The following is a 10,532-nucleotide window of genomic DNA, read 5'->3' as shown; positions in this document are numbered from 1 at the left end:
AGACGAAATGAACCGAAAGTTCGACTCTTGCAAACACCGAAAGCTATCACATACCCAATTTGCTGAAGCGAGGCCAGCTGGCCACGACTCAGTACCCGAATTTCTTGACGACCATAGAGCATTGGAACCACCTGATCCCATCCCGAACTCAGCAGTGAAACGATGCATCGCCGATGGTAGTTTGGGGTTTCCCCATGTGAGAGTAGGTCATCGTCAAGATTAAATTCCGAAACCCCTATCTGCGTATGCAGGTAGGGGTTTTGTTTTTGTCCGCAGGAAATCTTCGGCACTTTTTGGTAAGGTGCACCTCGTTTTTCAAGGAACTGCTAGCAACGCCTATGGACCGGCACTTCTTTTCATATCCATAGAGCTCCTGCAGAAATGCCCCAACCGATACCGATCAAAGACCACGAAAAAGAGACGCGCCTGGTCAACAGGAGACTCATGGCCTGCGCCTTGTTCGTTGCGGCGATCTCCTGCGCACTGGTTGTGCGCCTGTATGTGCTGCAAGTACTCGAATTCGACTACCACTCGACGATCTCGGAAAACAACCGCGTCCATGTCCTCCCGATCACCCCGACCCGTGGCTTGATCTACGACCGCAACGGCGTGGTGCTTGCGGACAACCGTCCCAGCTTCAACCTGACCATCACCCGTGAACGCGCCACAGACGTCAAAGACGAGCTGGATCAGGTGGTCAACCTCCTGCACCTTCCGATCGAGGATCGCGCGCTGTTCGACAAGGCGATGAAGCAGGTGCGGCACCCGTTCGTGCCGGTCACGTTGTTCTATGAGCTCACCGAAGAGCAGATCGCGGTGCTTGCAGTTAACGAGTTCCGCTTGCCGGGCATCGATGTGGAACCACAGTTTGTTCGCCATTACCCGATGGGCGCCCATTTCGCGCATTCCATCGGCTATGTGGGACGAATCAACGAGAAAGAGTCCAAGGTGCTCGATACGGTTGAATACCGTGGCGCTCAGTCGATCGGTAAAACCGGCATCGAGAAATTCTACGAGTCGCAGCTGCACGGCCATGTAGGCTATGAAGAAGTCGAAACCAATGCCCAGGGCCGGGTGTTGCGGGTGCTCAAGCACACCGATCCGATCCCCGGCAAAAACATCGTGCTCAGCCTTGACGTCAAACTGCAGGAAGCTGCCGAGCAAGCATTGGGAGACCGCCGCGGCTCCGTGGTAGCACTTGATCCGGCAACCGGCGAAGTGCTGGCGATGGTCAGCAAACCCAGCTTCGATCCCAACCTGTTTGTCACCGGCATCAGCTTCAAGGAATATACCGCGCTGCACGACTCTATCGACCGGCCGCTGTTCAACCGCGTGCTACGCGGTCTCTACGCCCCCGGCTCAACCATCAAGCCTGAAGTGGCCATCGCAGGCCTTGATGCCGGTGTAGTCACCCCCCAGACCCGCGTGTTCGACCCCGGCTACTATCAGCTCCCGGACTTCGATCACAAGTACCGCAACTGGAATCACAGCGGTGACGGCTGGGTCGATATGGACGCAGCGATCATGCGTTCCAACGATACGTATTTCTACGACCTGGCCCACAAGCTGGGCATTGATCGCCTGCACGACTACATGGCCATGTTCGGGCTTGGCGAAAAGGTCTCGCTGGACATGTTCGAAGAGTCTGCCGGCCTGATGCCCTCCCAGGCGTGGAAGCGCGCTACGCGTCGCCAGCCCTGGTTCCCGGGCGAGACAGTGATCCTCGGCATCGGCCAGGGCTATATGCAGGTCACGCCACTGCAACTGGCTCAGGCCACCGCCTTGATCGCCAACAAAGGCGTTTGGAACCGGCCACATCTGGCCAGAACCGTAGACGGTGTCGCCCCGGTAGACGAACACCCGATGCCGAATATCCTGCTCAAGGACCCCCGGGACTGGGAGCAGGTCAACCACGGCATGCAGATGGTCATGCACGACGCTCGAGGGATTGCCCGAGCGGCCGCGCAGGGCGCGCAATACCGCATCGCCGGCAAGAGCGGTACCGCGCAGGTGGTCGCCATCAAGCAAGGCGAGCGCTACAACCGGGCGAAGACGCTGGAACGCAACCGCGACAATGCCTTGTTCGTCGGCTTCGCCCCAGCCGAGCACCCGAAGATTGTCATCTCGGTAATGATTGAAAACGGTGAAGCCGGTGGTCGCGTCGCCGGCCCGGTGGTGCGGCAGATCATGGACGCCTGGTTACTCGATCAGGAGGGCCATCTCAAGCCGCAATACGCCACGCCGAGCAAGGCTCCCGGGGATCCTCACGTCTGACCAGGCACCGGACACCCCATATCGCCCTCCTGGCATTTCAAATAATTCTTGAAAGTCTCCACCCGTGCGCGGGTCAGCTCTGTTATGCAATTACCGTAGATCATTGGGTAAACGCTCCCACCTTCCACCCCCGAAGCTGAAAACTTGCACTCCGCATCCCTGAACCCAATCCACGAGCGCTGCGCGCCGATCAACAGCTTCTTGCGGTCCGGATCGCTCTTCAGCCGCCCGGTAATCTGCTGGTACAGCGCATTCAGTTCCTTGTCCGCTGCCTTGTTCTGCTGGGTGGCGCACTGGTTCATCGTCGCCTGGTCGGTGGCGTTATCGCAATCTGCGGCCAGGGCCAGGTGGGTAAACAGCAGGGGCGTCAGCGCCAGGAGAAAGCGTGAGTACATGGGAGTTCTCGCTATGACATCTTAAAGAGAAGGGCAGTGTAGCGAACCCCGCCGAAGTCGGTTACCGGTCGCGCAAAAGCCGCTGCGCTGCAGTCATTTCCCAGCCGAATGAGCGCCATGGGTTGATTACAGCATGCGCTTGGTACAACTTTAAGGTTGGTCTTGTGGTCTTACAGGCCTACTGTTCATTACAGGAGGTGACTTATGAACCCAGCATCAGATCGTATCCAAAGGAAAATCCTGCTCAGGACCCCGCGTTCGCAGGTCTGGCGCGTAATCGCCCATGCCGAAGCCTTCGGCCAGTGGTTTGGCGTGGCACTGGAGGGCAAGCGGTTTGTCGCCGGTGAGTGGACCCAGGGGCAGATCACTTACCCCGGTTATGAGCACCTGCTGTGGAACGTACTCGTGGAGCGAGTTGAGCCGGAGCGGGTGTTCTCGTTTCGCTGGCATCCCTACGCCGTGGAGCCGCACATCGATTATTCCCAGGAGCCGACCACCCTGGTGTTGTTCGAGCTGGAAGATATGGATGGCGGCACGTTGCTCAAGGTCACCGAGTCCGGCTTCGATCACATCCCCCAGGAGCGCCGTCTCAAGGCATTCCGCATGGACAGCCGGGGCTGGGATGAGCAGATGAACAATATCGAGGAATTCCTCAAAATCAGCCACAAGGCACCGCAACCCCAGCAAGAGTAGATGCCCGCAGGTTCTGGCCACGGTTGAAGCGCCGGGCCAGCTGAGTTATGCAGAACTTCATCACCCCCGCGTCCCAGGTTTGCAGCTTTCAGCGAGGGGAGCGCCGAGGGTTCCCCGCTAGCAGCTATAGCGAATGTCCTACACGCTATGGTACTGATATCGTCTGTTACATTTTGGATCCGATGCGTATTCTTACCCCATCAACCGAGGCACAGGAAGTGCCTCGGGATCAGGGACGATCGACCATCAGCACGGAACGCTATCGACAGGGAGTCGACATGGTCTTGGGAAAACCCGCTTCGGCGGGTTTTTTTTCGTCTGTACAAAACCGGCCGTTCGACGATGGGTGCCTCCGCGATCCCTGCGGGAGCGAGCTTGTTCCGGGCTGCGTTCCGACGATAACGCGGAAAGCCAGATACCCCGCGGCGTTCATTCATTTTTCGCGAGCAAGCTCGCTCCTACAATAAGAGGTTACAGCCTGGCGGCGGCCCGCTCGGTAATCCGCGTTCGCTGCTCAAGCGATGGCGCTGCACGGCGCCGGGCGTCTTCCAGCACTGCAGCCGGCGCAGTGTGCGGGCTGCCCGAAGCAAAGGGCGGCGCGGGAGCGTATTCCAGTTGCAACTGTACCAACTGCGCAGTGCCCTCATCGAACAGTTCCGCAGCCAGCGTCAGGGCAAAATCGATACCCGCCGTGATCCCGCCGCCGGTCAGCAGGTTGCCGTCGCGCACCACACGGTCCTGAACCGCGATAGCCCCCAAAGGCTTGAGCAATTCGTGATAGGCCCAGTGCGTGGTGGCGCGCTTGCCCTTGATTAGGCCCGCCGCGCCGAGTACCAGGGAGCCGGTGCACACTGACGTCACATACCGTGCATTGGCGGCCTGGGCCTTGATGAACGCCAGCGTCACCTCATCCTCCATCAATGGCCCGACGCCACTGCCGCCGGGGATGCAGATCACATCCAGAGCCGGGCAGTCCTCGAACGTCGTAGTCGGTTGCAAGACCAGCCCGGTGCTTGCGGTCACTGGCGCCAGGTCCTTCCAGACCAGATGCACCTGTACGTCCGGCAGGGACGCCAGCACGTCATAAGGCCCGGTCAGGTCCAATTGCTGGACCTGTGGGAACAGCAGAAAACCAATTTGCAACGCCATGGTGATTTCTCATGAAGTGGGTGGACGACTTCACTCTAGCCTTCTAGGATGTGGCGCATACGCCAATCAACCCACGAATTACGCCAATATGCCTAAAGTCATTCATGTGCTCGCGTTCGCCAAGGTGCAGTTGCTCGATGTCACCGGGCCGCTGCAAGTGTTTGCCTCGGCCAATGACATCGTGCGCCAGCAAGGCCTGCCAGCGCCCTACGCACCGACGGTGATCGCCAGCGGTGGCGGGGCGGTCATGTCCTCTGCCGGGTTGGCCATGCTAACTGAACCGCTCCCACAGTCGGCCAGCGACACTTTGATCATCGCCGGCGGCTGGGGCGTGTATGAAGCGGCTCAGGACCCTGCACTGGTGAGCTGGGTGCGCAGGCACGGAGCCCTTTGCCGGCGCGTGTCCTCGGTGTGCACCGGGGCTTTTCTGCTCGCCGCCAGTGGCTGGCTCGATGGCCGGCGGGTAGTCACTCACTGGACCCGTTGCGAACAGTTGGCGCAGCAGCATCCGTTGCTGCGGGTGGAGCCCAACCCGATCTTCATCAACGATGGCCCGGTGTGGACCTCGGCCGGCGTCACTGCCGGCATTGATCTGGCGCTGGCGATGGTCGAACAGGACCTCGGTCGCGAGATGGCCATGGAAGTGGCCCGCCAGCTGGTGGTATTTCTCAAGCGTCCCGGTGGCCAGTCGCAATTCAGCGTGACCTTGTCGTTGCAAAAAGAAGGTAACCGCTTTGACGAACTTCATGCCTGGATCAGCGAAAATCTTCCCCTGGACTTGGGGATTCCAACACTCGCCGCCCAGGCCGGCATGAGCGAACGCAGTTTCGTTCGCCACTACCGCGCCGACACCGGCCAGACCCCCGCCCGGGCGATTGAGTCGATTCGAGTGGAAACGGCGCGCAGGTTGCTCAGCGACACCGGTGTGCCGATCAAGCGCGTGGCGATGCAATGCGGGTTCGGTAGCGAAGAGACCCTCAGGCGCAGTTTCCTGAGGGCGATGGGGGTAACTCCGCAAGCCTATCGGGAACGCTTTTGCATCAGCGCTGCAGCAGATCCAGTAATGCCCTGAGCGTGGCTTGGGGGGCTTCTTCGGGGTTTAGGCCTTCATCATGGCTGCCAATAATTCTTTTCGCCACTCAACTTGCGATCGAGAAAGCTCGCCGCGCTGATCAACGCCAAATGGGTCAGGGCCTGCGGCGTGTTGCCCAGGTGCCGCCCTCGGGTGTCGAACTCTTCGGCATACAACCCCAGCGGATTGGCGTACCTGAGCAGCTGCTCGAACTCCAGATGCGCCTTCTCCACCTGGCCTGCACGGGCCAGGCATTCGACGTACCAGAACGAGCACGCTGCGAATGCACCTTCAGTGCCTTCCAGGCCGTCAATTCCTGCATCCTCGTTACGATAGCGGTAGACCATGCCGTCACGCACCAGGGTTTTCTCGATAGCCTGCAGGGTTGAAAGCCAGCGGGGATCCTTGGCGCTGACGAAACGCACCAGCGGCATCAATAACATCGAACCATCCAGGGCTGTGCCGCCGATATACTGGACGAAATGACCCCGCTCTTCATTCCAGAAATTGTCCCAGATGTCCGCATAAATGGCCTGTCGGGTCTCATCCCAGCGCGCAAAAGGCGCTGGCAGCGAGCGCTTGGACGCCAGGCGAATGGCCCGGTCCAGCGCAACCCAGCACATCAATCGCGAGTGCAGGAAATGATGCTGTTCGCCGCGCATCTCCCAAATGCCGACGTCCTTGTGCTGCCAGTTTTCACAGACCTGATCGACCACCTCAACCGCGTGCTTCCAGCCCTCGTGGGAGATCGCATCGCCGTACTTATTCACCAGGTACACCGCGTCCATCAGCTCGCCGAAGATGTCGAGTTGCACCTGGTCGTAAGCCTGATTGCCGATGCGCACCGGCGTTGCACCACCATGGCCGGCAAGGTGGGACAGCTCGGATTCCGGCAGTTCCTGACGGCCATCGACGGCGTAGAGAATGTTCAGCTTCATCGACTTGCCGCGGCAATCGCTGACCCGTCCACGGAGCCAGCCCATGTACGCATTGGCCTCTTCGACGAAACCCAGGCGCATGAACGCATAGACAGTGAACGAGGCGTCGCGGATCCAGGTGTAGCGATAGTCCCAGTTGCGCCCGCCGCCAGGTGTTTCCGGCAGGCCGAAGGTGGCGGCCGCAAGGATGGCGCCATGCTTGCGTGAAGTCAGCAGCTTCAGCGCCAGGGCCGAACGATTGACCATCTCCCGCCAGCGGCCTCGGTAATTGGACTGGCCGCTCCAGTCGCGCCAGAATTTCAGGGTGCGCTCCATGCACATGTCCGCCGCGCCCTGTTTAAAGCGCGGGTCATCCACGCCGCCGAGCATGAATTGCGCGCTCTGGTCCTGTTCCAGGCTGAATTGCGCTACGGCTGCGTCCGCGTCGATGCGCATCACCTGATCCGAGGACAGGCGCAGGGCAGGCTGGTCGGTCGCCTCGAACACCACGTCCTGATCAGCCATCTGCGCGCGAGTGCTGGCGCGGGCGTAATCGTGTCGCACAGCGCAGCGCATATGAAAGGTCGCCCGACCGCTGACAACGCGAACCCGGCGCATCAACACCGGCAGGTCGTCCTCGCTGTCGCCGATCGGCAACAGGTCAGTGACTTCGACCACCGCGTGGTCGCTCAACCAGCGGGTTTGCAGGACGTTAGTGTCCGGCAGGTAAATCTGCTCCCGACGCGCATCCGGCAAGTCCGGCGCCAGCTGGAAAATCCCGGCGTCGGGGGTGTCCAGCAGCGAGCAGAAGATCGACGGGCTGTCGAATTCCGGCCAGCAGAAAAAGTCCACGCTGCCTCGATCATTGACCAGTGCAGCGCTGCGCATGTCGCCGATGATGCCGTGGGCGTCGATAGCGCTTTGTCGTTCGGGATGATGATCAGCCATTGCCGCGAAACTCCGGATAGAGACTCATGCCGCCGTCGATGAACAGGGTGGTGCCGACGATGTAGTCAGAGGCATCGGAGGCGAGAAAGACCACTGCATTGGCAATGTCCTCGACGTCACCGATGCGGCCATAGGGAATAAGTTTGAGCAGTTCCTGTGCAGCGGCGCCCTCAGTAGCTGCCTGGTTGATAGCGGTACGAATCGCGCCCGGGGCGATGCCGTTGATGCGGATGCGCTGGTGGCTGACTTCCTGGGCGAGGCTCTGCATCAGCATGTCGACGCCACCTTTGGAGGCGGCGTAATTGACATGGCCGGCCCAGGGAATGCGCTGGTGCACCGAACTCATGTGAATGATTTTTCCGGCGGCCCGGGACACGCCTTCGCGAATGCCCTGTCGATTGAAAATTCGCAGGGCGGCGCGGGCACACAGGAACTGGCCGGTAAGATTCACGCCGATCACCTGGTTCCAGTCCGCGAGGCTCATGTCGACTGCCGAGGAGTCTTTCTGCAGGCCCGAATTGGCCACCAGGATATCCAGCGAGCCGAAGGCTTCGAGGGTTTGCGCGAACAGTCGCTCGACGTCTTCCTCCTTGGCAACGTCCGCGCCGATGGCGATGGCGCGACCGCCTTGCGCGTTGATCTGCCGGGCGAGTTCTTCAGCCGGGGCGGCCTGGGAGTTATAGTTGAGCACCACGGCAGCACCGGCAGCGGCCAGGGCCTTGGCGGCGCCGGCACCGATGCCGGAGCTGGCGCCGGTGATGAGGGCGACCTGTTGGTTCAGGGATATCAGCATAGGGTTAGCGCCTTGAGTTGAGGGCCTTATCAGCTGACTGGTTTCGGACTTCAAGAGTTCACCAGCAGATCAAAAGATCGGACGATCTTTTGATCCTGGGGCCTTAACATTCAATCAACAATTCAGCGCTTCCCCGCCCCCCGCCTTATGGCAATTTGCACTCCCTTCCAGAGACAGTCAGACCATGGCAAATCCCTACCGCGAACTGTTCAGGGCCCCAGGCAGCAGAGCCTTCGTGTTGGCCGGGATGATCGCGCGCATGCCGATTTCCATGACCGGCATCGGATTGATCACCATGCTCTCGCAGTTACAGGGGGGCTATGGCCTGGCTGGGGCGGTGGCGGCGACTTTTGCCCTGGCCACTGCCTTTTGCGCACCACAGGTTTCCCGTCTGGTGGACCGTTTCGGCCAGCGCCGCATCCTCCCGGTGTCGGCGCTGATCGGTGGCGGCGCGCTGCTGATGGTGCTGCTCTGCACTCGACTGCAGGCCCCGCACTGGACACTGTTCCTGTTCGCGGCGCTGGCCGGTTGCATGCCCAGCATGTCGGCCATGGTGCGGGCACGCTGGACCGAGGTATACCGCGGCAAGCCCGAGCTGCAAACCGCCTATGCACTGGAGTCGGTGCTCGATGAAGTCTGCTTTATCGTCGGGCCCCCGTTGTCGGTGGGATTATGCGTGGTGGTCTTCCCTGAAGCCGGGCCGCTGGCGGCGTTGCTGATGTTGGCGATCGGCGTGACTGCATTTGTCCTGCAGAGGGCGACTGAACCTGCGATTCATCCCCACGAAGCGCACCACCAGGGCTCGATCATTCGCTCCGGCGAGCTGCGGTTGCTGGTGTTGCTGATGGTTGCCATGGGCACTATTGTCGGCGTGATCGATGTGGTCAGCGTGGCGTTTGCCCGGTATCAGGGCCAGCCGGCGACGGCGAGCATTGTGCTGTCGGTGTACGCCATCGGCTCGTGCATGGCGGGGCTCGCGTTCGGCGCACTGCGTTCGAAAGTGCCGCTGCCGCGACTGTTCCTCTACGGCGGCGTGGCGACGGCGGTGACGACCTTGCCGTTGTTGCTGGCGACCAACATCCTCGGCCTGTCCCTGGCGGTATTCGTCGCCGGGCTGTTCTTCGCCCCGACCCTGATCGTCGCCATGGCTCTGGTAGAGCAGATCGTGCCCCCGGCGAAGCTGACCGAAGGCCTGACCTGGCTGGTCACCGGCTTGAGCATCGGCGTGGCCATTGGTGCGGCCAGTTCGGGTTGGCTGGTGGACGCATTTGGCGCACCCAGCGGGTTCTGGGTGGCGATTGCGGCTGGCGCCGTGGTGCTGGGCTCGGCCATCCAGAGCTTCCGCAAATTGTAGGCGCGAGCTTGCTCGCGATGGCTAGCCGACTAATTCACCGCCCGCCTCATACGTTCTCCAACCAGACAACTATCGAGGTGAGCCCGGTGACCCAGCTGACATTGCTGTGCCTGCCCTATTCAGGCGCGAGCGCCATGGTTTATAGCCGCTGGCGGCGCAAGCTGCCGGAGTGGATCAAGCTGCAACCGGTGGAACTGCCGGGACGCGGCGCACGGTTTGGCGAGCCGCTGCACACCGACATGCGCCAACTGGCGCGGCAATTGGCCGAGGAACAACTGGTCACTCTCAAGGCTCCGTATGCCTTGTTCGGCCACAGCCTCGGCGCGCTGCTGGCCTGTGAAATGGCCCATGCCTTGCGTTCGCTGGGTAGCCCGGAACCCGTAGCGTTGTTCGCTTCGGGCACCGCTGCACCGACGATGCGCGCCGACTACGACCGGGGTTTCGCCGAGCCCAAATCCGATGCCGAGCTGATTGAGCAACTGCGCAACCTAAACGGCACCAGCGAGGAAGTCCTGGCCAACGCAGAGTTGATGAGCCTGACCTTGCCAGTGCTGCGCGCCGACTTCCTGCTGTGCGGCCGCTTCGAACCTGTCGAGCGTGCGCCGCTCAAGTGTGCGGTGCATGTCCTCGGTGGCAAGGCCGATCGCGCCAGCACCGAACAGTTGATTGGCTGGAGCAGGGAAACCCGCGGTAGTTTCTCGGTGGACATGCTTGCCGGTGGCCATTTCTTCATCCATGAACACGAGGCCAAGGTGCTGAAGCTGATCAAGGATCAACTCGACATCCACCACCGCCGACACGCCATCGTCGCCAGCGTCTGATGCAACGCCTTTGTGGGAGCGGACAAGCCCGCTTCCACATTTTGGTTTGCCGCGCAGCCACTTTCCGCATCAAATCTCGTCTCTCTGATAGTTATTCTCATTCGCTAATTTTTCCG

General features: G+C 60.9%; 9 protein-coding genes and 1 rRNA gene. 6 read left to right on the top strand and 4 right to left on the bottom strand.

The window, feature by feature from the left end; genetic code table 11:
* Positions 1-103 precede the first annotated feature (103 nt).
* Both rrf and mrdA read left to right on the top strand, forming a co-directional pair.
* Positions 104-219 (top strand): 5S ribosomal RNA (rrf, locus tag AAEZ09_RS19390).
* A gap of 162 nt (positions 220-381) precedes the next feature.
* Positions 382-2,274, top strand: coding sequence for a penicillin-binding protein 2 (mrdA, locus tag AAEZ09_RS19385; RefSeq protein ID WP_350600401.1), 1,893 nt, complete (start codon positions 382-384; stop codon positions 2,272-2,274).
* Here mrdA and AAEZ09_RS19380 read toward each other — a convergent pair.
* Positions 2,265-2,669: a lysozyme inhibitor LprI family protein gene (locus tag AAEZ09_RS19380; RefSeq protein ID WP_045058160.1), complete on the bottom strand. Its 405-nt coding sequence runs from the start codon at positions 2,667-2,669 to the stop codon at positions 2,265-2,267. The two genes, mrdA and AAEZ09_RS19380, sit on opposite strands and share 10 nt — an antisense overlap.
* A gap of 204 nt (positions 2,670-2,873) precedes the next feature.
* On the opposite strand from AAEZ09_RS19380, the gene AAEZ09_RS19375 reads away from it, so the two are divergent.
* Positions 2,874-3,362 carry an SRPBCC family protein gene (locus tag AAEZ09_RS19375; protein ID WP_045058161.1) on the top strand — a complete coding sequence of 163 codons (489 nt, stop codon included), beginning with the start codon at positions 2,874-2,876 and terminating at the stop codon, positions 3,360-3,362.
* A 471-nt stretch (positions 3,363-3,833) separates the two neighbouring features.
* Here the strand turns inward: AAEZ09_RS19375 and inhA are convergent, their stop codons facing one another.
* Complete coding sequence (gene inhA / locus AAEZ09_RS19370) at positions 3,834-4,511, bottom strand: isonitrile hydratase (RefSeq protein ID WP_350600400.1); 678 nt, start codon at positions 4,509-4,511, stop codon at positions 3,834-3,836.
* A gap of 88 nt (positions 4,512-4,599) precedes the next feature.
* Here inhA and AAEZ09_RS19365 point away from each other — a divergent pair, with 88 nt between their 5' ends.
* The gene (locus AAEZ09_RS19365; RefSeq protein WP_350600399.1) at positions 4,600-5,583 is read left to right on the top strand and encodes a GlxA family transcriptional regulator; all 984 of its coding nucleotides are present in this window, start codon (positions 4,600-4,602) and stop codon (positions 5,581-5,583) included.
* Positions 5,584-5,621: 38 nt separating this feature from the next.
* Here AAEZ09_RS19365 and AAEZ09_RS19360 read toward each other — a convergent pair whose 3' ends face one another.
* Positions 5,622-7,448 carry a glycoside hydrolase family 15 protein gene (locus AAEZ09_RS19360; RefSeq protein ID WP_350600398.1) on the bottom strand — a complete coding sequence of 609 codons (1,827 nt, stop codon included), beginning with the start codon at positions 7,446-7,448 and terminating at the stop codon, positions 5,622-5,624.
* Positions 7,441-8,241: a glucose 1-dehydrogenase gene (locus AAEZ09_RS19355; RefSeq protein ID WP_045058165.1), complete on the bottom strand. Its 801-nt coding sequence runs from the start codon at positions 8,239-8,241 to the stop codon at positions 7,441-7,443. Before AAEZ09_RS19355 ends, AAEZ09_RS19360 begins: the two co-directional genes overlap by 8 nt.
* A gap of 184 nt (positions 8,242-8,425) precedes the next feature.
* Here AAEZ09_RS19355 and AAEZ09_RS19350 point away from each other — a divergent pair, with 184 nt between their 5' ends.
* Together AAEZ09_RS19350 and AAEZ09_RS19345 are read left to right on the top strand one after the other, a co-directional pair.
* Positions 8,426-9,595, top strand: coding sequence for an MFS transporter (locus AAEZ09_RS19350; RefSeq protein WP_045058166.1), 1,170 nt, complete (start codon positions 8,426-8,428; stop codon positions 9,593-9,595).
* Between the two features lie 86 nt (positions 9,596-9,681).
* Positions 9,682-10,416 (top strand): thioesterase II family protein, encoded by a 735-nt coding sequence (locus AAEZ09_RS19345; protein ID WP_350600397.1) that lies wholly within the window; start codon positions 9,682-9,684, stop codon positions 10,414-10,416.
* Positions 10,417-10,532: the final 116 nt, after the last annotated feature.

The organism is Pseudomonas sp. 65/3-MNA-CIBAN-0223 (genome assembly GCF_040310425.1).
Lineage (GTDB): Bacteria > Pseudomonadota > Gammaproteobacteria > Pseudomonadales > Pseudomonadaceae > Aquipseudomonas > Aquipseudomonas gregormendelii.
Note: the sequence above shows the minus strand (reverse complement) of the source record. Positions and strands in the feature narration are given on the sequence as shown.

Coding starts and splice junctions, on each gene's coding strand:
- AAEZ09_RS19380 (WP_045058160.1), bottom strand. CDS start 2,669: ATGTACTCACGCTTTCTCCTGGCGCTGACGCCCCTGCTGTTTACCCAC.
- AAEZ09_RS19350 (WP_045058166.1), top strand. CDS start 8,426: ATGGCAAATCCCTACCGCGAACTGTTCAGGGCCCCAGGCAGCAGAGCC.
- inhA (WP_350600400.1), bottom strand. CDS start 4,511: ATGGCGTTGCAAATTGGTTTTCTGCTGTTCCCACAGGTCCAGCAATTG.
- AAEZ09_RS19360 (WP_350600398.1), bottom strand. CDS start 7,448: ATGGCTGATCATCATCCCGAACGACAAAGCGCTATCGACGCCCACGGC.
- AAEZ09_RS19355 (WP_045058165.1), bottom strand. CDS start 8,241: ATGCTGATATCCCTGAACCAACAGGTCGCCCTCATCACCGGCGCCAGC.
- AAEZ09_RS19375 (WP_045058161.1), top strand. CDS start 2,874: ATGAACCCAGCATCAGATCGTATCCAAAGGAAAATCCTGCTCAGGACC.
- AAEZ09_RS19365 (WP_350600399.1), top strand. CDS start 4,600: ATGCCTAAAGTCATTCATGTGCTCGCGTTCGCCAAGGTGCAGTTGCTC.
- mrdA (WP_350600401.1), top strand. CDS start 382: ATGCCCCAACCGATACCGATCAAAGACCACGAAAAAGAGACGCGCCTG.